Raw genomic sequence first — 21,492 nt, forward strand, 5'->3', positions numbered from 1 at the left:
GTGCGCCCTCAAGGCGCAAGGACCGCGCCCGATCCAGAGCTGCGGGTGCGTGTCAGCGATGCACGGACAGGCGAGCCGGCAGCGCGCCGGGATGGTCCGCGCTTCGAGCGCCCTCGTCCGGCACGCCTCAGCCGCCCTTGAGCGCGAGCGCCTGAAGCGCGTGGACGAGCTGCTGATGCATCTCCCGCTGCTGCGCGAGCAGCGACTCGAGGAGCTGCGTCACGGGCGCGGGAGCGCCGAGGCTCAGACCACCCGTCTTCGATAACGCCAGGAGGAGGCAGGCGACGGTCGCGCCGGAGTCCGGGAGGATGACGATGTTCACGTTCCTGGCGTCACCGCGGTTGTGGCCCGATGAGCTCTTGTGGAAAGCGGAAGCGCGGCTGGCTGCATCTCCCGCAGCGGCGTCGGCGTCCGCGTCGGCGTCTGCATCGGTGGCCGCCGCGGCAGACGTGGCCACAGCCGAATTTCTGGATGCAGCCGAGTTCGAGGCCGAGGCAGCATTCCCCGCCACCTCGGCTTCCGCCTCCGCTTCCGTTTCGGCCGCTGCGCCATCTTCCCGATCCGGCCTGGGCTGCGCTGTCGCTGCGCTGCCCTCCGCGGCCCGCTCCCGCACGTCGTCCGGCGTGCTCGTGGCAGACGGGTTGTCTCCAGGCATATCGACCCCTCCCAGTTCCTCGTCGGTCTTCGTTCGAGCTCGCCCCGCAGCGCGGCATCACGCCGGAGGCAGCAGCCTTCCGGTAGTGCTCAAAATTGAACATGAAGGCGGTAAGGCGGGAAGAGAATCTCAATGATCTTCCCGCCTTCTCGCCTTCATGTGAACTCTCTCCGGGCGAAATTGAGCACTACCAGCTTTCCACGGTGGTATCCATGAAGCCAGCGCGCGGGCTGGTCAATGTCCTGCGCCGGCCTCCCGCGAGGCGCACGCCCCTGGCGCGGCGCGCTCAGCGGCTGATCTGCAGCAGGGCTCGCCGCCACCAGGGCTCGAGATGCTCATCGCCGCCTCGTGCCGGGGTGTCGAACGGATTGCCGCAGTCCTTCATGATCGAGCGACCTCGGACCACGGCCGAGTGATGCTGGCCACGACCACGGAGATACAGCGCTGCGACCGTCATCGTGGCCACCACCTGGCGCGCGGCGGGCGTCGTTGCTGCGAAACGCTCACCGGGCGGGCTTCGTCGCCGCCTTCGCGGCGCCGCCGGCCGCGTCGACGCGCTGCTCGAGCTCGCTCAGCTTCCTGTCGATCTCCGCCCTCGCCGAGCTCCAGGGCTGCTTCGTGTCCTTGCCGAGCTCGTTCAGAGCCCCGATCACCTCGCGGTGCTTCGCCTCGATCTCTTGCAGCGCCTGGTCGACGGGGCCCCGGTCGACGGCAGGCACGGTGGGCGCCTGCGCCTTGAGCTCCGCCGCCCGCAGCTCCAGGAGCCGAGCCCGCTTGCGCGCGTACTCGATGTAGTCCTCTTTCGTGTCGTGCCGCGCGTCCTTGAGCGCCTCCTGGAGCTCCCGGCGCTCCTCGGCCACGTCCTCGCGCACGTCGGCCCGCTCCTGCCTCGCCTCTCTCCTGGCCTCGGCGATCTCTTTCTGGGCCTCGCGCCGAGCTTCGGCGATCTTCTGATCCGCCTCGCGCTGGATGCGCGCGATCTCCTCCTGCGCCTCTTTGCGGGCCTGAACGAGGTCCTCTCCCGGGTTGCGGTCACAAGCGACCACGAGCGCCGCGGCGGCCATCGCCGAGACCAACGATGCGGTCCTGGTGAACATCATACGTCCTGCTCCCCTGATTCAGAGTTGCTTCACGCACGGTCGGGCCGGTGCGTGAACGAGCGCAGCCACCCGCACGTGAGAGGCTGCAGCGCCCTTGGCTGGTCGGGGCACGCGACGTTTGCATGCAAATTCGTGCCCCGATCGCCGCGTGCGAGCGACGGAGCCCGGCGCTCAGGGCCAAGCGCGCCGGAGCGCTCGACAGCACGTCAGGCGGAGTGCGTCCACGCGCGCGGGGGCGCTCTGCGCGACGAGCTGCACCTCACCCGAGCGGCATCCTCGATGTCCTCAGCTGCCAGTGCGACGAGCTCGGTCATGCCCGTGAGTGTCTCCTGTCGCGCAGAGCGGCGTCTCTGCTCGTCGTACAACGACCTGTGTCAAAGAGCGAAGGGTCCGATGTGCGATCCGCGCCAGGTGCCTCTCACGTGAATCCTGAGCGTCTTTCGGCACGCGCCATGCACGGCGCACAGGGCGCACGCGTGCGCGCGGAGAGCATCTCGGAGCGCCTGACCGACGAGGGGCTGAGCCAACGCGAGCGCTGCGCCCTCACGCGCAGGCAGGCGACGGCGAGCACCACATCGAGGACATCACCGATGAGGTGCGGGGTGTCCGGGCTCTCCAGAGCGGGATTGACGCGACCATTCGATAGAGCACGGCTCCGGAACCACCGACCACAGGAGGTAGATCATGATCGACGTCTCGAAGATGAGCCAGGACACCAAGGCCTGCATCAACGCGTGCCTCGACTGCCATGAGCTCTGCAAGACGATGGTGATCCACTGTCTCCGTCAGGGCGGCGCGCACGCCGAGCCGGGCCACGTCGAGATCATGCTCGACTGCGCGGAGATCTGCCAGATGAGCGCGCATTTCATGCTCAGAGGGTCGCCGCTCGTCGGCCGCACGTGCGAGGTCTGCGCCGAGGTATGCGACCGCTGCGCGTCCGAGTGCGATCGCTTCGACGACGAGCGGACGAACATGTGCGCCGAGGTATGCCGCGCCTGCGCAGAAGCCTGCCGCGACGCCTCCCCTGTCGCGCGCGCAGCGTAGGCGTCCGGTCCAGCGCTCCCTGAGAGGAGCGGCGGAGCGTGGCTCGCTCGATGACGAGCGGCCTGGCGCTCCGCTGAACCCGCGCCGGGTCGCGGCAGGTGAGCGCCCGCGAGGAGCGCCACGCTCTTGGAGAGATGGTCAGGCCAGGAACGTCCAGGGGCAACCGAGACGTCGAACGTATCGTCGTCGTCGTCGCTGCGGCTCTCTCACCGACGCGCTCAGCTCCGCGGCGCCGACGCCGCCCGAGCGCTCGGCGACATCGGGCCCGTTTCGCCCTCCGCGAGGGGCAGCTCGAGGCGGAAGACGGATCCCTGGCCGGGCGCGCTGCTCACGCCGAGTGACCCGCCGTGCGCCTCGGCGATCCGCCGCGCCAGCCACAGCCCGAGCCCCACGCCGTGCACCAGCTCGCGGCACGCGCCGACGCGGCGGAACGGCTCGAAGATCCGCTCGACGTCCTCCGGCTCGATGCCGATGCCCTGATCGGCGACCGTGACGAAGGCACGATCGCCGTCCTCTCCCACGGAGACGGTGATCTCTCCTCGCTGAGGAGAATACTTGATGGCATTGCTGATGAGGTTGTTGAGCACCTGCGCGATGCGCGACGGATCACAGCGGGCGACCACCGGTCCCGCGGCGCTCGAGACGATGATCTCATGAGCCGATGACAGAGGTTGGAAGAGCTCCGCCGCCTCGCGCGCGAGCTCGCGCAGATCGCAGGCCTCCAGCTTCAGCTCGATCCGGCCGGCGTGGATCCGGGTGGCGTCCAGGAGGTCGCCGACGAGCCGATCCATCCGCGCGACCTGCCGTGCGACGAGATCGTTCGCCCGCCGGGCATGCTCCGCGGTCGGCGCCGGGCCGGTCGGGTCGAACCTGCCGACCTTCATCTGGAGCGCCGTCAGCGGGTTGCGGAGGTCGTGGGCGACGCCGGCGATGAAGGTGAGCTGATTCTCCTCCTGGCAGATCAGCCTGTCCGCCATGCGGTTGAACACGCCCGCGATCGAGCGCAGCTCCGCGGGCCCCGTGGCCCGGGCGCGCGCGGTCTTGTCCCCGCGCGCGAAGCGCTCGATGGCCCGCTCGAGCTCCGACAGCGGGGAATGGATGAAGCGCTCCAGGGCGACGAGCGACGCCACGATCGCGATCGCGGCGAACAGGGAGACCCCGATACTCAGCACGTTCGCCGTCGTGTCCCAGGCGACGGCCTGGCGCATCGCGGCCTGGGCCTGCCGGCGATTCTGGTCGACGAAGTCCTCGAGGCTCGTCATCGCGGCGTCGAGCAGGGGCCCGGAGGTCCGGATGGCTTCGCCCGGCGTCACGCCGCGCTCGAGGAGGGCTCCCTGGGAGGCGAAGTAGTCGTGCATGCGCTGCTCCACCTCGTGCAGCAGCAGCTCCTCCTCCCGGCCGCCGACGTATTTGCGGACCTCGACGAGGCGCCGCTCCGCGCCGGCGACGATCGCCCCCAGCGCAGGGCGGGCGTCCTTGGCGGACGCGGGCGCGCGCTCCGCCGACGCCAGCGCGAGGTTGCTGAGGCGGTTGTACTGCGTCATCTGCTGCTGCAGATCCATCGCCAGTCGTACGCTCTCCACGCTGTCGTCAATGAGGAGCGCCGTCCGGTGCACGAACGTGGTGAGCAGGCCCATTCCCGCTGCTGAGAGCAACAGGAGCACGGCCATGAGCGCGATCATGCTCCGAACGATGGATCGGAGGCTCGCCCCGCCCGCCTCCGCGCCCGACCTCGGCTGTCCATCGTCGGGCGGGCGCTGATGATTCGCGGGCATGGGAGGCATTATGACAGCGGCCCCGTATCGCGTCGGCGGCTTCGAACGCCGGCCGGCCCGGCGACCGCGCGCCCTTCCAGGCCACGGCGCAGGCGCCGCTCGTCACGTGCCCCGACGTCGCAGGAACGCCGCTCGCAAGCCCGCTGTGGCGGTACGAAGATGCGGAGCTCCCGGGTCGGAAGCGCGCCGTCGGCGCGCACCAGCGTGCTCGCGGTCGCCGGCGGCGTGGTCGCCCTGTGCCTGGCCGTCCATCATCTCTGGCCCGCTGTGCTGTCGCTGCTCGTCGGCGGCGCCGTCTACTACCTGCTCGCGCCGCTCGTGTCGCTCCTCGAGCGCCGGCGCGTCCCGCGGATCGCGAGCACCCTGCTGCTCGCCGGGCTGCTCGGCGGGGGAGTGGCGACCGCCGCCTGGTACCTCGTTCCGCGCGTGTACGGCGAGTTCTCCTCGCTCGTCAGCCAGCTGCCTGACCGCCTGATGCGGCTTGAGCGGTGGCTCGTGGAGGAGAGCGGCGTGCTCGGCGAGGGCTCCGACGAGCGCGTCCAGGCGGCGATAGACACCCTGCTGCGGCGGTCGGGCGGCGTGGCGATGGAGCTCGTCCACCGGCTGTTCGGCGTCGCGATGGCCGCCTCGGGCTCCGCGTCGTCGGTGCTGTTCGGCCTGATCGCCGGCCTGTACCTGCTGCTCAGCGGCCACGAGGTCGCCCGCGGCCTCCCGCGCTGGATCCCGCCGGCCCACCGCGAGCGCTGGGTGCGCTTCGGCCGCGCGTCGAGCCGCGTCCTCGCGGCCTACGTGCGCGCCCGCGTCGTCGCGTCGATCTTCATCGGCGTCAGCTACTGGATCGCCTTCGCCCTGCTCGGGCTGAACCACGCGCTCCTGCTCGCGGTCGTCGGCGGGCTTCTCAACTTCATCCCCGTCGTCGGACCGCTCCTCGCGGCGATCCCCGCCGTCATCGTCGCCGCGTTCCAGGGCGTCGGGCTCGTCCTCGGGGTCGGGGCGGTGATGATCGTGGCCCAGCAGGTCGAGAGCCTCCTGATCGGGCCGCTGCTCGAGGGGCGCTCGGTGCGCCTCCCGCCGATCGCGATCGTCGTCGTCGTGGCGACCGGCGCCGCCATCGCCGGGATCCCCGGCATGCTGCTCGCGGTGCCGGTCGCGGGCCTGGCGAGGACGGCGCTCGACATCTTCTATCGGGAGGCGTGGTGCGAGCGGGCCGAGTGATCCGCGCCCGCCGTCACGGCGCGCGCCGCTCGCGCCGGCGCGCGAGGGCCTTGCGGAGCTCCTCGACCCAGAGCACCAGGCTCCCGACGGCGCCGATGGCGGCGACCTCCTGGATCGGCAGCGGCACGGTATGGAACACGTCGTTGAGCGGGGGGGCGAAGATCACGGCGGCGTGGAGCGCGTTGCCGAGGAGGAGCCCCGCGATGAGCCAGCGGCTCTTCGCCAGGTCGAGGCTCAGCCCCGAGGCCCGGTCGGAGCGGCAGTTGAGCACGTTGAACCACTGGGCGACGACGAGCACCGTGAACGCCTCCGTGCGCGCCTGGACGAGCGGGACGCCCAGCGACAGGCGGTAGGCGAAGTAGCCGAGCGTCGAGGCCGCGATGGCCGGGACGATGAACACCATCCGCCGGAGGACCTGGGACGAGAGCAGCGGCTCGCCCCTGGGCACGGGCGCGAGCCGCATCTCGTCCCCCTCGGGCGGGCCCATGATGAGCGGCACGGTCACGAGCCCGCTCGTCACCAGGTTGACCCAGAGGATCTGCACGGCGACGAGCGGGACCGGGAGGCCGATCACGAGCGCGGTGACCAGGGCGACGACCTCGGCGAGGGAGCTCGATCCCAGGTACAGGATGAGCCGCTTCAGGTTCCGGTGGACGTGCCGCCCCTCGGCGACCGCGTCGACGAGCGTCGCGAAGTTGTCGTCGGTGAGGACGATCTTCGACGCGCCCTTCGCCACCTCGGTCCCCGTGATCCCCATGGCGACGCCCACGTCGGCGCGGGCGAGCGCCGGGGCGTCGTTCACACCGTCACCGGTCATGGCCACGACGTCCCCGCGGGCCTGGAATGCCTCGACGATCCGGAGCTTCTGCTCGGGATGCACGCGGGCGAACACCGAGATGCGCGCGAGCTTCCCGGCGAGCTCGTCGTCCCCGAGCGCGTCGAGCTCCCGCCCGTCGACGGCCACGTCGCCCTCGCGCGCGATCGCCAGGGCGCGCGCCACCGCGAGGCCCGTCGCCTTGTGATCGCCGGTGACCATGACCGGGCGGATCCCCGCCTCCTGGGCCGTGAGCACGGCGCCGCGCGCCTCCGGGCGGGGCGGATCGAGCTGCCCCACGAGGCCGAGGAGCTGGGCCCGGCCCGCGAACGCCGCGTACCCGCGCTGCGGCGCGATCGTGGCCTCGTCCACCAGCGCGATCGCGAGGACGCGGAGCGCGCGATCGGCCATGTCCTCCCACGCGCGGCGCGCCTCGCGCGCCTCGCCGTCGCCGAGGGGCTCGGCGCGCCCGCCCCGTCGGACGCTGGCGCACAGCTCGAGCACCGACTCCGGCGCGCCCTTGATGAGCACGCGCGGCGCGCCGCCCCGGTCGTGCTGCGTCGCCATCAAGCGCGTGGCGGCGTCGAAGGGGATCTCGCCCTGCCTCGGGGACCGGCCCCGCTCCGCGCGGACGTCGAGCCCTCCCTTCGCTGCGACCGCCAGCAGCGACGCCTCGGTCGGGTCGCCGAGGGCGCGCCACCGGGGCTCGTCGTCGTCGGGCGGGACGAGCTCGGCGTCGTTGCAGAGCAGGCCGGCGAGGAGCAGCTCGCGCGCGTCCGCGTCCGCCCCCGCGTCGATCGCGCGGCCGTCCTCGGTGAGGCGCCCGGAGGGCTCGTACCCCGTGCCCTCCACCTCGACGCGCCGGCCGCCCGGGAGGTAGAGCACCGTCACCGTCATCTCGTTCCTGGTGAGCGTCCCCGTCTTGTCGCTGCAGATGACGTTCAGCGAGCCGAGCGACTCCACCGCGGAGAGGCGCCGCACGATCGCGCGGCGCGCGGCCATCCGCCGCACGCCGAGCGCGAGCGCGACCGTGACGGCCACGGGCAAGCCCTCCGGGATGAGCGAGACGAGCTGGCTCACGGCGATCATCGAGACCTCGACGAGCGGCAGCCCCCGCAGCGCGCCCAGGGCGACCACGACGCCGCACATCACGACGCCCGCCGCGATCACGTAGCGCCCGAGCTGCGCGATGCGCCGCTCGAGCGTCGTCTCCGGCTCCTCGCCTGTCGCGGTGAGCGCCGCGATCTTGCCCACCTCGGTGCTCACCCCCGTCGCGACGACCAGCGCCCGCCCGCGCCCCGCGGTCACGTGGGTGCCCGACCAGACCATGTTGGCGCGGTCGGCGAGCGGCGTGTCGGGGGCGAGCGCGCCCGGGGCCTTGGGCACGGGGACGGACTCGCCGGTGAGCGCGGCCTCGGCCACCTCGAGCGCGGCGGCCTCGAGCAGCCGGGCGTCGGCCACGATCGCGTCGCCCGCCGAGAACACCACGACGTCGCCGGGGACGAGCTGGCGCGCCTCGAGGAACACCTCGCGCCCGCCGCGCGCGACGTGCGCCGTGAGCGCCGAGAGCTGCCGCAGCGACGCGAGCGATCGCTCGGCGCGCCCCTCCTGGACGGCCCCGATCGCGCCGTTGAGCGCGACGACCGCGAGGATCACGGCGGCGTCGCTGCGCTCCCCCAGCGAGAAGGCGAGCGCAGCGGCGCCGAGGAGGAGATAGATGAGGGGGCTCCGGAACTGGCGCAGGAAGAGCGCGAGGAGCGACGCCTTCCTCGCCTCCGGCAGGGCGTTCGACCCGAAGCGCGCGAGGCGCTCCCGGGCCTGCTCGTCCGTGAGGCCCGCGCCAGGGTCGACGGCAAGCTCCGCCAGCAGCGCCTCGAGGGGCGCCGCGTGGGCCGATCGCCCGGGCCCGCCCGGCAGCGCCGCCGCTCCTGCGGGCGGCTGGGCTCGATCCGCTCCGGCCGCGGCGCCTCGCCCGCCCCTCCCACGTCGCGAACGCCGCCAGCCGCCGCCACCCCCCTGCTGCAATCCGTACACTCGCGCGCTCCCGTTCGTGTCAGCCGATCTGCTGTTCTCGTTCTCGTCCGCGCTGGCCGAGCGCGCGCGCGAGGCTCACGCCGCTGGCGATGAGCCCGACATGGCTGAACGCCTGGGGAAAGTTCCCGACGAAGGCGCCGGTCGCCGGCTCGATCTGCTCCGGCAGCAGGCCGAGCGGGCTCGCGCGGGCGCAGAGCGCCTCGTAGAGCGAGAGCGCCTCGTCGACCCGCCCCTGCGCCGTCAGGTTGTCGACGAGCCAGAAGCTGCAGAGGAGGAAGGCGCCCTCGCCGGACGCCGCGACGCCGTCGTCGTACTCGTCGGGCAGGTAACGATACAGGAGCCCATCGCCCGCCCCGAGGCCGGTCGCGATCGCCTCCGTCGTGGCGATCATCCGCGGGTGGTCGGCGGGGATCACCCGGCGCAGCGGGAGCGCCAGCGCGCTCGCGTCGAGCGGCCCTCCGCCGAGCGCCGAGGTGATCGCCCGGACGCGCGGATCCCATGCCTCCTCGAGGATGGCCCGGCGGATCTCCTCCGCCTTTCGCCGGAGGCCGTGGATGTCCCCAGGCAGCCCGTGCCGCCCTGCGAGCCGCCACCCCCGATCCAGCGCGACCTGACACAACGCCGCGGAGTACGTGAACGGACGCCCCGCGCTGCGGACCTCCCAGATGCCGTGATCGGGCTGCCTCCACTCGCGGGCCGCGCCGTCGAGGAGCGGCGCGAGCCGGGACCACAGGGCAGGACGGATCTCTCCGCCGCGCGAGGACCACTGGTAGGCGCAATCGATGATCTCACCGAAGACGTCGTGCTGCTTCTGGTCCATGGCCGCGTTGCCCCAGCGCACCGGCCGGGAGCCGCGATATCCCTCGAGCTGCCCGCAGATCTGCTCGGGCGGTGGCGGATAGCCGTCGAGGTCGTAAAGCACCCGAGGGCGGCCGTCCCTGTCGGCGGCGTCGAGCACCCAGCCGAGGAAGCCCCACGCCTCGTCGGCGAGGCCGATCCGGCGGAGCGCGTGCACGGCGAACGCGGCGTCGCGAATCCAGGCGAATCGGTAATCCCAGTTCCGCGCGCCGCCGATGACCTCCGGCAGCGACGAGGTCGGCGCAGCGAGCATGGCGCCGGACTCGAAATGGTCGAGCAGCTTGAGCGTGATCGCCGCGCGGCGCACGAGCGCCCGTGCGGGCCCATCGTACCGGATGCTCGAGGCCCAGCGGCGCCACGCGTCAGCCGTCGCGTCGAGCGCCCGCGCCGGTGGGACGGCGCGGTGCCGGTGCGCGCTCCGGAGGCGGAGCGCCACGTGCAGCCGCTCGCCGGCGCGGAGCCTCACGGTCGTGGTCGGCCCGGTCAGCTCGAGCGATGCGTTGAGGTAGAGCTCCAGCTCGGGTCGGGCCCTGCATCGGAGGCGCAGGCCGTCTCGCTCCTGGCTCACCTCCGCGCCGCCGTACGGCGCGATGTCGATCCGCACGTCCACGCTCCCCTCCACGACCTCCGCCGAGCGCAGCAGCTCGGCGCGCCCCGCGGCCACGTCCTCGGCGAGATCGGCGCCGGAGCGCAACGTGAGCGCGTCGGTGACCCGGAGCAGGCCTGTCGGGCCCTGCATCTCGGTCACCAGGATCCCCGTGTCCTCGATGTAGCGCTGGCCGGACGCGACGAGGACGTCCGGGGACACCGTGAAGGCGCCGCCGCGCGCTGCGTCGAGGATCCTGCAGAAGACGGGCGGCGAGTCGAAGCGCGGCGCGCACAGCCAGACCACGGCCCCGTCGCGCCCGACGAGCGCGGCGGTGGTGCCGTCCCCGAGCAGGCCGTGGTCCTCGAGCGGCAGGTACCCGCGCTCGGAGCGGAGTGCTGAGAGCTTCATCGAGAGGCTCCCTGGGGAGCCCGCGTCATGATGTCAAACGGCCCGGGCGCGAGGGGTCGAGCGCCCCGATGCGGAGAGCGGGTCTGGATGTCCCGAGCTCGAGCAGGATGATCACGGTCCCGAGCGGTGTCGACCCAGGATCTCCGCCAGCGCAAAGGCCTGTCGCAAGCTGTCCCGACGGCGCAGCGCGCTTCGCAGCTTCGCGCGCCGCGACGCGCGCGCACCGGCGCCCGCGTCGGAGACGCCTGTCGGCGACGGCGCCCCGTTCTGCGCCGCTGGGGGCGGCTCGGCGCGCGCGGGCCGGCCGGTCGCTGTCTCGTCGTACGGCGCAGGCAGCATCCCACCATACGGCGCGCGCGGGAGCACCCCGCCTTCCTGCCGCCGCTCTCGCGTCCCGCCGAGCGCCGCGCCGAGCCAGGCGATCAGCGCGAAGAGCAGGAAGAGCGCGAGCAGCAGCAGATCTGCCAGCGTCACGGGTGCCCTCTCCGCTCGCGGAGCACCTCCGTGGTCCCGTCGGCGCCGGTCATGTCCGAGGCGATGGCGCCGCGCATGTCGGTGTCCGCCTGGACGTTCTTCAGCCGATGATAATCCATGATGCCGAGGTTCCCCCGGCGGAACGCGTCGGCCATGGCGCGCGGCACCTCGGCCTCGGCCTCGACGACCCGCGCCCGCATCTCCTGCTCCAGCGCGACCGCCATCGCGCGCCGCTCCTCCGCCTTGGCCTGGGCGATCTGCTTGTCCGCGTTGGCCTGGTCGATCTGCAGCTTGGCGCCGATGTTCGCCCCCACGTCGACGTCCGCGATGTCGATGGAGAGGATCTCGTACGCCGTCCCCGCGTCGAGCCCCCGCGAGAGGATGTTCTTCGAGATGTGATCGGGGTTCTCGAGCACTTCCTTGTGCGTGGCCGCCGAGCCGATGGTGCTCACCATGCCTTCCCCGACGCGGGCGATGATGGTCTGTTCGCCCGCCCCGCCCACGAGCCGATCGATGTTGGTCCGGACAGTCACGCGGGAGATCGCGATGAGCTGGATCCCGTCCTTCGCGACCGCCGCGATGCGGGCGGTCTCGATGACCTTCGGGATCACGGACATCTTCACCGCCTCGAGCACGTCACGGCCGGCCAGGTCGATGGCCGCGGCGCGCTTGAACGGCATCGGGATGTTCGCCTTGTCCGCCGAGATGAGGGCGTTGACCACGCGCACCACGTTGCCGCCGGCGAGGAAGTGCGCCTCGAGGTCGTTGACGGAGATGTCGAGCCCTGCCTTGACGGCGCTGATGCGCGCGGTGACCACCGTGCCCGGCGGGACGCGCCGGAACCGCATCCCGACGAGCGTGAACAGCCCGACATACGCGCCCGAGGCCCAGGCCGCGATCCAGAGAGGTATCGGGATCATGTAGAGCCCGATGAACATCGCCGCGAGCAGCAGCAGGACGAGCCCGAACAGGCCCAGATCGAACCCCATCATCCCCTCATCCCTCCATCCCCTGCGCCGCTGGCCGGCGCACGACGACGCGGTTGCCCTCGACGCGGATCACCTCGACCGCCTCTCCGGCCGCGATGTACTCAGCCTCCGAGACCACATCGATCCGCGCTCCCCCGATGCGGGCGATCCCGGCCGGCCGGAGCGGCGATGCGGCGACGCCGCGCTCGCCCACCAGCGGTCCTCCGGCCTGGGCTGGCGGGCCGCCGTCGACGCCCGCGCCGAGGCTCGTCGACAGGACCAGGCGCCGCCCGAAGGGGAGCCGCGGCAGGAAGCGCAGCGCGATGAGCATGCCGGCCAGCGCCAGCGCGATGGACAGCGTGACCTGGGCGACGGCCTCGAGGGCGCGCCCGAGCGTCACGCCCGCGCCGACCAGGCTCATGCTCAGCCCGGCGAGCAGCGCGACCGTGCCGAGGACGCCGGCGACGCCGAAGCCGGGGATCACGAACACCTCCAGGGCGAGGAGCAGCACGCCGGCCACGGCGAGCGCGATCTCCTCCCAGCCGACGAGGGCCAGCAGCCAATGCGCCCAGAAGAACAGCACCAGGCTGGCGGCGCCCACGAGGCCCGGGACGCCGAACCCCGGCGTGCGCAGCTCGATCAGCAGGCCCATCATCCCGAGGCTCAGGAGGAGCGAGCTCACGACAGGCGTCGTCAGGAACCTGAGCACGCGCTCTGCCCAGCTCGGCGACAGGTGGCGGATTTCGGCCCCCTCGAGGCCGAGCCGGGCGAGCACGGCATCCATGCCGTCCGCCTGGGCGTCCGCGACGCCGAGCGCCAGCGCCTCGGCGGTCGTGAGCGTGAGCAGCTTCCCCGGCCCCACGACCCCCTCGACGGCGACGTCCTCGTCCACCATCGCCTCGGCGAGCTCCGGCGGCCGGCCGCGGCGCTCGGCGGTCGAGCGGAACTCCTTCCTGACGTACGAGGTCGCCTTCTCCCCGGCGGGCTCCGCGCCCTCCGGCCCCGCGTGCACCGGCGCCGCGGCGCCCAGGGTCGCGCCCTCCGCCATCACGATCTGCTCTGCCGCGAGCGCGATGAGCGCGCCCGCCGAGATCGCCCGTTGATCGACGAAGACGACGGTGCGGAGCGGGGTCGCGAGCAGCGCGTCGCGGATGGCGATGGCCGCGTCGACGCGGCCGCCGAGCGTGTTCGTGGGCAGGATCAGCGCGCTCGCTCCAGCCGTCTCGGCCGTGGCGATGGCCCGCTGGACGAAGGCGGACAGCCCGGCGTCGATCTCGCCCTGGATCGGCGCGACATGGACGATCGGCGCGGCCCCGGCACGCGCCATCGAGGCGACGAGCGCGGAGACGAGCGCGAGCACGTACGGAATCCAGCGCGGCAGCCGCGCGCGCAGGCGCCTTTTTGTCAGCGACACGCGTCACCCCCGGGTGGACACCTAGAGCGGTGATCGCCGTGGTCAAAGGCGTCGGCGTGCGCGGCGAGATCCCCAGCCTTTCGGGCATCTCCGCCGTGCGCCGCTTCTTGCGCCCCGCAGCGCTCGCGCCCATCCGTCGAGGGGGAGGCGATCGGGTGGGCAATCTCTCGCCTGGCCGATCATGACGCCTGCGCGCACCGGGTAGGCCGCGACGGGCGCCGCGACGTCGGAGGCCGATCGACGCGCGACGCCCTCCGGCGTGCCGGATCAGCTTGCGCGACGCCGCGCAATATGTTTTGAGTTCAAAGGATTCGTTCCGCCGCTCGCCCGCGGCGATCCCGGGGGGCGTCGCGCCCTGTTCGTTTCCGACAGCTCTCGGCGCCGCGCCGGCGCGCGCCCGGCGGGATGAGGGAGGTGCCGCGCCTCGCGCCCGGCGGGCGGCGCCGGGCCGCCGCAGAGGAGGGGAGTTCCATGGCCCGACTGCTCATCGTCTCCAACCGTCTCCCGATCAGCGTGCGCGTCGACCGCGGCGCGCTCAGCCTCACGCGCTCCTCGGGCGGCCTCGCCGCCGCCATGCGCGGCCCCCACGAGCGGCACTGCGCGATCTGGATAGGCTGGCCGGGCAGCGTCGCGAGCCTCTCCCCGGAGCAGCGGCGGGACGCCGACGTGGCGCTCGCCGGGATGCGCGCCGTGCCCGTGCACCTCGGCGCCGCGGAGCAGCACCGCTTCTACGACGGCTTCTCGAACGGCGTCCTGTGGCCCCTGCTCCACTACCTGCTCGACAAGGTGAACCTCGACGCCGAGCTCGACTGGGAGGCCTACCAGCGCGTCAACGAGCGCTTCGCCGACGTCGTCGCCGCGCAGTACACGCCGGGCGACGTGATCTGGGTGCACGACTACCAGCTCCTGCTCCTCCCGGCGCTCCTCCGGCTGCGCCTCCCCGGGGCCCGGATCGGCTTCTTCCTCCACGTCCCGTTCCCGTCCGCCGAGGTCTTTCGCATCCTCCCGTGGCGGGAGCAGATCGTCCGCGGCCTGCTCGGCGCGGACCTGATCGGCTTCCACACGGCCGCCTACCGCAGGAACTTCGCCGCGTCGGCGGCGCACGTGCTCGGCGTCGATCCGGGCGAGGCGGTGATCGAGCACGACGGGCGCGCGGTCGCGCTGGGGGTCCACCCCATCAGCATCGACGCCGCCGAGATCGAGCGGCTCGCGGGCCACCCCGGCGTGCGGGACGAGGTGGCGCGCATCCGCGCCGAGGCGCGCGGCCGCAAGATCGTGCTCGGGATCGACCGGCTCGATTACACGAAGGGGATCCCGCGCCGCCTGCTCGCGATCGAGCGGTTCCTCGAGCGCGAGCCGGAGCTGCGCGATCAGGTCCGCTTCCTCCAGCTCGCCGTGCCCACGCGGGAGATGGCCGGCGCGTACGCCGACTTCCGGCGGCTCGTGCACGAGATGGTCGGCCGCATCAACGGGCAGCACGGCACGACGTACGCGACGCCGATCCACTACATGCACCGCTCGCTGCCGCTCGAGCAGGTGGTCGCGCTCTACCTCGCCGCCGACGTGATGCTCGTGACCCCGCTGCGCGACGGCATGAACCTCGTCGCGAAGGAGTACGTCGCCGCGCGGGTCGACGACGACGGCGCCCTGATCCTGAGCGAGTTCGCGGGCGCGTCCTCCGAGCTCGCGGAGGCGATCTCCGTCAACCCGTACGACATCGGCTCGGTCGCCGCTGCCGTGAAGCAGGCGATCGCCATGCCGCCCGCCGAGCAGCAGCGCCGGATGGCGGCGCTGCGCCGCCGCGTGGCGACGCACGACGTCCACGCCTGGGCGCAGGCGTTCCTCGATGAGCTTGGCCGCGCCGCGGCGCCGGAGCCCGCGGGGGTCGCCGCGCCGTCGCGCCGAGGGATGCCCGAGGGCGTCGTCGAGCGCATGCGCCTCGCGCCTCAGCGCGTGTGGATCCTCGACTACGACGGCACGCTGGTCCCGTTCGCGCCGGTGCCTGACCTCGCCGCGCCGGACGAGGAGCTGCTCGCGCTGCTCGGGGCGCTGTCCGAGCGCGACCGCGTGCACGTCGTGAGCGGCCGCCGGCGCGCCGACCTCGAGCGCTGGCTCGGCGCGCTGCCGCTCCACCTGCACGCCGAGCACGGCTTCTGGTCGCGGCCCAAGGCGAGCGGCGACTGGGTCGCGCTCGAGACGGACGCCGCCGCCTGGAAGGGCGAGGCGCGGGCGATCCTCGAGGGCTTCACGCGGCGCACCCCGGGCAGCTTCATCGAGGAGAAGACGGTGACCCTGGCGTGGCACTACCGCACGGCCGAGCCCGAGCTGGCGAGCCAGCACGTGCGCGAGCTGCGCGCGCGCCTCGAGGAGCGCCTCCCCATGGATACCCTGGAGCTGCTCGCCGGCGCCAAGGTGGTCGAGGTCCGGCCGCGCGGCGTCCACAAGGGCAGGGTGGTGCCGCTCATCCTGGACCAGGTCCCGGCGAGGGCGGCGGTGATCGCCATCGGCGACGACCGCACGGACGAGGACATCTTCGCGGCGCTGCCGCCGTCCGCGTACACCATCCACGTCGGCAACGAGAGCAGCCGCGCCGCCTACCGGCTGCCCGACGCAGGCGCGGTGCGGCGCCTCCTGCGCTCGATCCACGCTGGCCACGCTGGCCACGCCGGCCCCGCCGGCCACGCCGGCCCCGCGGGGCTCGACGCCGGGATCCACGCCTGACCCGCGCCGGGGTCCACGCGCTTTCCACGCTCGTTCTACGCCTGATTCATGCCTTTCTTCCCGGCCCGAAGCCGCCGCCGCTCGCGGCGCGGCGCTGTCCAGCACCGGCCCGCGTTTCGCGGGGCGAGCGCGGCGGAGAGGCGCGTTATAACGCGCGCCATGGATCAGGATCCCGGCCGTGAACGGCCCGAAGAAAGGCCGTCCGGGCGGCCCGCAGGGGCGCCCCTGCAGGACCGCATCGCCGCCGCGCTCGGCATCGAGCCCGAGGCCCGCGAGGCCATCGTCCGGAGCATGCTGGAGCGGAGCGCCCGGGGGGCGGCGGGCTACTGGCTCCAGCTCTTCCTCGCCATGGGCATCGCCTCGCTCGGGCTCGTCCTCGGCAGCGGGGCGGTCGTCATCGGCGCGATGCTGATCTCGCCGCTCATGGGGCCCATCGTCGAGCTCGGGATGGGCCTCGCGATCGGCTCGCCGTTCCTGGCGCTGCGCTCCTTCACGCGCGTCGCCTTCAGCGTCGTCATGGTCGTGACGAGCGCCACGGTCCTCACGCTGATGCTGCCGTTCTACGAGGTGACCTCGGAGATCGCCGCGCGCACGTCGCCGACGGCGCTCGATCTGCTCATCGCGATCTTCTGCGCGATCGCGGCCGCCTACACCACCGCGCGGCCCGGCTCGGACACGACCTCCACGGCCGCGGGCACGGCGATCGGCATCGCGCTCGTGCCCCCGCTCTGCGTGATCGGCTACGGGATCGGCACGCGGATGAAGAGCGTCGCGAGCGGCGCCGCGCTGCTCTTCACGGCGAACCTCTGCGCGATCCTCCTGTTCGCCATCCTCTCCTTCCTGCTCCTCGGCTACAGCGCCGTCAGCACCGCGGAGCTCGAGCACGCGGAGCTCGCGAAGCAGAAGCCGGGCGCGATCCGCCGCGTGGCGCGCGCGCTGCAGGTCTTCTTCGAGCTCCGCCACGGGTGGATCTTCCGCGTGCTCATGCCGCTCGCGCTCCTCGGGGCGGTGTATTTCCCGCTCCGGGAGGCGCTCGCGCGGGTGTCGTGGCAGGTGCGCGTCCGCACGGCGATCGTGCGCATGCTGGACGCGCTGCCGCAGAGCGCGGTGCGGTCGAACGTCTCGGTCGATCACGGCAGCGTCGCCGTGCGCCTCGTCATGCTCGGCCGAGCGGACGAGGCGGACCGGATCGAGCGCGACCTGCGCGACCAGATCGCCGCCGTCGCGGGCATCACCCCGAAGGTCGACGTGATCGCCGTCCTCGACGCGAGCGCGCTGCAGGAGGTGGCGGCGTCGGTCAGGGCGAGCTCGGCGCCCATCGACGTGGCGCCCAAGGAGCCCGATCTCGCGCTCGTCCGCCAGGAGCTCGCGACGTCGCTCGCCGGCGCGTGGCCGCACGCGGCGGGGCCGCTCGTCGCGTGGCGGCTCCGGTTCCCGGAGAACGAGCCGGCCGTCGTGGAGGTGGTGCACGTCGGTCCCGAGCTAGGCGCCCCGGCGGCGGACCTGCTCGGGCGCGCGCTCTCGCGCGAGCTCGGCGCGGAGGTCGCGGTGCAGGACCGCGCCATCTCGCCCGAGCCGATCGTCGCCGAGCCGCCGGGCGGATGGTCCTGGCTCCAGGCCGCCGGGCGCGCGCTCGCCTGGGTGGACGACGTGGGGGCGCTCCACGGTTGCGTCGAGGTGCCCCCGAACCCCGGGGAGAAGCCGAGCGGTGAGCTCGACGCGGTCCTCGTGGCGCTCCGGTCGCTGCCGGCCCTCCGTTCGGATCGGGTGCACGTCCGTCAGGGCGCGCGATGGCGGGCGCTGGTCTCGACCTCGCCGTGCGCGCCGGCGTCCGCAGCGGCGCCGGCCGACGCCGCTGCGGACGCCGGCGCTCCGGCGGACGCCGGCGCGGGCTCCGGCATCCGCTGAGGCCCGCCGCGGGGGCGGTCGCTCGCGGCGGCTACTGCTCCGTCGACGTCTCGGCTTCCTCGAGCGTCAGCGCCGCGCCGGGCGCCGGGGCCTCGGACAGCGCGAGCCTGCCGACGAGGAGCCCCACCACGGCCGCCACGCCCGAGGCGAGCAGGACGCCCAGCTTCGCCGCGGCGAGCATCGCGGCGTCGCCGAACGCGAGGCCCGCGATGAAGATCGCCATCGTGAAGCCGATGCCCGCGACGCAGCCCACGACCGCGATCCCGCGCCAGCCGACGCCGCGCGGCAAGGCGCAGACGCCGAGCCGGACCATCGCGAAGCTCGCGAGGAAGACGCCGAGCGGCTTGCCGGCGACCAGGCCGAGCGTGACCCCGAGCAGGATCGTCCCCGAGGCCGGGTGGCCGAGCGAGGAAGCATCGATGCGGACGCCGGCGTTGGCGAACGCGAACAGCGGCATGATGCCGTACGCGACCCACGGGTGGAGCGCCGCCTGGAGCCGGACCACGGGCGGCAGCGCTTCACGCTGGGCCTGCCGGATCCGCCCGAGGGGCTTGAGCAGCTCGTCCGCGCGGTGGCCGTCGCGCTCGGTGAGCGCGGCGACCCTGTCCACCGCGTCGCGCGCCGCGGCGACGAACCCCTCGGTGCCGAACCAGGAGCGCACCGGCGTCAGGAGCCCGACGGCGACGCCGGCGATCGTGGGGTGGACGCCGGCGCGGAGCATGCCCCACCAGAGGACGGCGCCGGGGGCCACGTAGGCGGCGGGCGAGCGGACGCCGAAGCGCTGGAGCAGCAGCACCGCGAGCCCCCCGCCGGCCGCGACGAGCAGGCCGCTCCACGCGACGCCGGACGAGTAGAACAGCGCGATGACGATGATGGCGCCGATGTCGTCGATGATGGCGAGCGCGAGGAGGAGCACGCGCAGGGCAGGGGGCACGCGCTTGCCGAGCAACGCCAGGACGCCCACCGCGAACGCGATGTCGGTCGCCATGGGGACGCCCCAGCCGTGCCGCGAGACCGGCGAGGCGTTGAGCGACAGGTAGAGCAGCGCGGGCGCGATCATGCCGCCCACCGCCGCGGCGACCGGCAGCGCCGCGCGCTTGAGATCCGAGAGCTCCCCCTCGTGCATCTCCCGCCGGATCTCCAGGCCGACGACGAAGAAGAAGATCGTCATCAACCCCTCGTTGATCCAGAAGTGGAGGGGCTGCGTGAACGCCAGCGAGCCCGCGCTGAGCGTGATCGGGACGTGCCAGAGGTGCTCGTAGGCGTCGCCCCACGGCGAGTTCGCCCAGGCGAGGGCGACGGCGGACGCGATCAGCAGGACGATCCCGCTGGCGGCCTCGACGTGCAAGAAGCGCTCGATCGGGCCGAGGACGCGCTCGGCGATGCGGCGCGCGGGGGCCCAGGTTCCGGGGGCAAGCTCCTGAGAGGGGGATCGACGCAATGAACCACCGAGGCGCGAGCGACGTCGCGCGAGGGGGGAAGGCGGCCCGACCATCCCATGAAGACCTGCCGCAGCGCTCCACCGCCGCGACACCCGAGCGGGAGAATACTCGTTCAGGCGACCGGATCCAGCGCGAACGGGCGCGCCGGGCCGGGGGCGTCGCTCCGGGGCTGTCTGGCGCCGCCGCTCCGGCACGGCCAGGCGTCTGGAGGGGATTCGAGCCGCAGGGTGGATCGTGAGCTGGCCTCGGCGCATCGTCGGGGCCGGGAGGTGGCGGATGACGCGAGATGCCCTGGAGCGCGCCGCGGTGACGGCCTTTCTGGTCGCCCGCCACGGCGATGCGGTCTGCGACTCGGCCATCGAGATTCGCCCGCTCCCCGGCGGGCTCTGCTCGGAGGTCGCGCTCGTCACCGCGCGGCTGCGCGGCGGCGCGCGGGCTCGCCGGGTCACGCTCGTGGCCAAGCTCGTGCACGGCACCGCCGCGCGCGAGGCGGCCGTGTACCGGCGGCTCTCGATGTCCGTCGGGCGGCGCTTCTCGCCCGAGCTGCTCGGCGCGGAGCGGCTCGGGCGCGGGCGCTGGCTGCTCTACCTCGAGCGGATCGAGCCGGCGCACGCCTGGCCCTGGGCCGACAGCGGGCACACGGCCCGTGTGCTCGATCGGCTGGCGCGCCTCCACGAGGAGACGGCGCAGGGCGCAGCGCTGCCGGCCTGGGACTACGAGGCCGAGAACCTGGCCATGGCGCGCGATACCCTCTCGCTGGCCGAGCGCCTGCCCCGCGGCGAGGTCCCGGCGCTCGCCCGGACGCTGCCTGCCCTGCGGCGGGTCGTCTCGGCGCTGCCCGCGATGCGCCGCGAGCTCCTCGCGTTCCAGCCGCTCGGCCGCGCGGTGATCCACGGCGACGTGCACCCGGGCAACGTCATGGTCCGCCGGCGCGACGGCGTCGTGGAGCCCGTGCTGCTCGACTGGGCGCGCGCGCGGATCGGCTCGCCGCTGGAGGACGTGAGCTCGTGGCTCCAGGCCCTCGGGTACTGGGAGCCGGAGGCGCGGCGCCGCCACGACACGTTGCTCGCCGGCTACCTCTCGGCGCGCGGGCTCGCCCCCGCGCTGACCCGGCCGCTGCGCGACGTCTACTGGTTCGCGGCGGCGTCCAACGCGCTCGCGGGCGCGCTCGGGCACCACCTCGCGGTGGCCTGCGGCGCGAGCGCGCCCGGCGCGCTCGAGGCCGCGGCACGGAACGCGGCGGACTGGCTGCGCGTCATCCGCCGGGCCGACGCGTGCTGGAGCTGAGGTGCTCGCGGTCGTCGAAGCGCAGGAGGACGCCGCGCTCGCCCTGCCACGAGAGCGACGTGAGGCTGGCGTTGCCCGGTCGGAACGGCTCCCAGCGCGCGGGCGGGACGCCGTGCAGCGCCCCGAGGATCTGGCCGATGACGCCCGCGTGCGTGACCACGAGCACGCGCTGCCCCGGGTGCGCCGCGGCGATCGCCGCCATCGTCGCGAGGCAGCGCGCGCGCAGCTCGCGGTAGCTCTCCCCGCCTGGCCAGCGGAAATCGTCGTCGGCCTGGCGCAGGTGCGCCTCCCAGAGCGGGGCGTGGCGCGCCTTGACCTCCTCGATCGGGAGGCCGTCCACGTCGCCGCAGCCGATCTCGCGCAGCCCGTCGTGGGGGCGGACCGGGCCCCACGCGCCGGCCGCGATCCGCGCCGTCTCGAGCGCGCGGCTCAGCGGGCTGGAATACACGGCGTCGAACGCCGGGCCTCCGGCGAGGCGGCGGCGCAGCGCCTCGGCCTCCTCACGCCCTCGCGCGTCGAGCGGCGTGTCGGTCCACCCGCTCATCGGCGTCGCGGGGCCGGCGCCGTTACCGGCGGTGTGGCCGTGGCGCGCGAGGACCAGGAGAGAGGGGCGCATGGGTCGGACCGGAGCAGGGGGGCTCGGCCCGGAAGCTAGCGTGAGCCGCGGCCAGATCGAGCGCCGCGCGCGACGGGCTCACCCTAGCGCCGTGGTCGCCCGGCGGCGCGAGCGAGCCGGGCCCGCGCGGGCGCGCGCTTCGCCGCGCTGTTCATGATTGCCGATGGCTC

At 73.6% G+C, this 21,492-nt stretch carries 16 protein-coding genes; 5 read left to right on the plus strand and 11 right to left on the minus strand.

Annotated features, from left to right (window positions below; all coding sequences use genetic code 11):
- Positions 1 to 127: 127 nt before the first annotated feature.
- From WMF11_RS18285 to WMF11_RS18295, 3 genes are all read right to left on the minus strand, one after another.
- Positions 128 to 322, minus strand: a complete 195-nt coding sequence (locus WMF11_RS18285; RefSeq protein ID WP_437978365.1) for a hypothetical protein — start codon at positions 320 to 322, stop codon at positions 128 to 130.
- Positions 323 to 941: 619 nt separating this feature from the next.
- A complete protein-coding gene (locus WMF11_RS18290; protein ID WP_437978366.1) occupies positions 942 to 1,112 on the minus strand; it encodes a hypothetical protein in 171 nt (56 codons plus the stop codon).
- A 46-nt stretch (positions 1,113 to 1,158) separates the two neighbouring features.
- Entirely contained in the window at positions 1,159 to 1,755 is a 597-nt protein-coding gene (locus WMF11_RS18295) for a hypothetical protein (RefSeq protein WP_437978367.1), read from the minus strand.
- Between the two features lie 684 nt (positions 1,756 to 2,439).
- On the opposite strand from WMF11_RS18295, the gene WMF11_RS18300 reads away from it, so the two are divergent.
- Complete coding sequence (locus WMF11_RS18300; RefSeq protein ID WP_437978368.1) at positions 2,440 to 2,799, plus strand: four-helix bundle copper-binding protein; 360 nt, start codon at positions 2,440 to 2,442, stop codon at positions 2,797 to 2,799.
- Between the two features lie 218 nt (positions 2,800 to 3,017).
- Here the strand turns inward: WMF11_RS18300 and WMF11_RS18305 are convergent, their stop codons facing one another.
- Positions 3,018 to 4,574 carry an ATP-binding protein gene (locus WMF11_RS18305; protein ID WP_437978369.1) on the minus strand — a complete coding sequence of 519 codons (1,557 nt, stop codon included), beginning with the start codon at positions 4,572 to 4,574 and terminating at the stop codon, positions 3,018 to 3,020.
- 159 nt (positions 4,575 to 4,733) lie between these two features.
- On the opposite strand from WMF11_RS18305, the gene WMF11_RS18310 reads away from it, so the two are divergent.
- Positions 4,734 to 5,789 carry an AI-2E family transporter gene (locus WMF11_RS18310; RefSeq protein WP_437978370.1) on the plus strand — a complete coding sequence of 352 codons (1,056 nt, stop codon included), beginning with the start codon at positions 4,734 to 4,736 and terminating at the stop codon, positions 5,787 to 5,789.
- A gap of 13 nt (positions 5,790 to 5,802) precedes the next feature.
- Here WMF11_RS18310 and WMF11_RS18315 read toward each other — a convergent pair whose 3' ends face one another.
- The 5 genes from WMF11_RS18315 to WMF11_RS18335 all read right to left on the minus strand — a co-directional run bounded on the left by WMF11_RS18315 (position 5,803) and on the right by WMF11_RS18335 (position 13,348).
- Positions 5,803 to 8,637 carry a cation-translocating P-type ATPase gene (locus WMF11_RS18315; RefSeq protein ID WP_437978371.1) on the minus strand — a complete coding sequence of 945 codons (2,835 nt, stop codon included), beginning with the start codon at positions 8,635 to 8,637 and terminating at the stop codon, positions 5,803 to 5,805.
- 19 nt (positions 8,638 to 8,656) lie between these two features.
- A complete protein-coding gene (locus WMF11_RS18320; RefSeq protein ID WP_437978372.1) occupies positions 8,657 to 10,492 on the minus strand; it encodes a glycoside hydrolase family 15 protein in 1,836 nt (611 codons plus the stop codon).
- Positions 10,493 to 10,603: 111 nt separating this feature from the next.
- Entirely contained in the window at positions 10,604 to 10,966 is a 363-nt protein-coding gene (locus WMF11_RS18325) for a hypothetical protein (protein ID WP_437978373.1), read from the minus strand.
- Positions 10,963 to 11,955 (minus strand): flotillin-like protein FloA, encoded by a 993-nt coding sequence (floA, locus tag WMF11_RS18330; protein WP_437910996.1) that lies wholly within the window; start codon positions 11,953 to 11,955, stop codon positions 10,963 to 10,965. The genes WMF11_RS18325 and floA overlap by 4 nt, the downstream gene beginning before the upstream one ends.
- 7 nt (positions 11,956 to 11,962) lie before the next feature.
- Positions 11,963 to 13,348 carry an NfeD family protein gene (locus WMF11_RS18335; protein WP_437978374.1) on the minus strand — a complete coding sequence of 462 codons (1,386 nt, stop codon included), beginning with the start codon at positions 13,346 to 13,348 and terminating at the stop codon, positions 11,963 to 11,965.
- 471 nt (positions 13,349 to 13,819) lie between these two features.
- On the opposite strand from WMF11_RS18335, the gene WMF11_RS18340 reads away from it, so the two are divergent.
- Both WMF11_RS18340 and WMF11_RS18345 read left to right on the plus strand, forming a co-directional pair.
- Complete coding sequence (locus WMF11_RS18340; protein ID WP_437978375.1) at positions 13,820 to 16,069, plus strand: bifunctional alpha,alpha-trehalose-phosphate synthase (UDP-forming)/trehalose-phosphatase; 2,250 nt, start codon at positions 13,820 to 13,822, stop codon at positions 16,067 to 16,069.
- A 159-nt stretch (positions 16,070 to 16,228) separates the two neighbouring features.
- Entirely contained in the window at positions 16,229 to 17,977 is a 1,749-nt protein-coding gene (locus WMF11_RS18345) for a DUF389 domain-containing protein (protein ID WP_437978376.1), read from the plus strand.
- 31 nt (positions 17,978 to 18,008) lie between these two features.
- Here the strand turns inward: WMF11_RS18345 and nhaA are convergent, their stop codons facing one another.
- Positions 18,009 to 19,418, minus strand: coding sequence for a Na+/H+ antiporter NhaA (gene nhaA / locus WMF11_RS18350; RefSeq protein WP_437978377.1), 1,410 nt, complete (start codon positions 19,416 to 19,418; stop codon positions 18,009 to 18,011).
- Positions 19,419 to 19,695: 277 nt separating this feature from the next.
- Between nhaA and WMF11_RS18355 the strand changes: the two genes are divergently transcribed.
- The gene (locus tag WMF11_RS18355) at positions 19,696 to 20,706 is read left to right on the plus strand and encodes a phosphotransferase family protein (RefSeq protein WP_437909671.1); all 1,011 of its coding nucleotides are present in this window, start codon (positions 19,696 to 19,698) and stop codon (positions 20,704 to 20,706) included.
- Here the strand turns inward: WMF11_RS18355 and WMF11_RS18360 are convergent.
- Entirely contained in the window at positions 20,675 to 21,322 is a 648-nt protein-coding gene (locus tag WMF11_RS18360) for a histidine phosphatase family protein (RefSeq protein WP_437978378.1), read from the minus strand. The genes WMF11_RS18355 and WMF11_RS18360 overlap by 32 nt on opposite strands.
- Positions 21,323 to 21,492 lie beyond the last annotated feature (170 nt).

The sequence above is a fragment of the Sorangium sp. So ce295 genome (assembly GCF_051527405.1).
Taxonomy (GTDB): Bacteria; Myxococcota_A; Polyangia; order Polyangiales; family Polyangiaceae; genus Sorangium; species Sorangium cellulosum_B.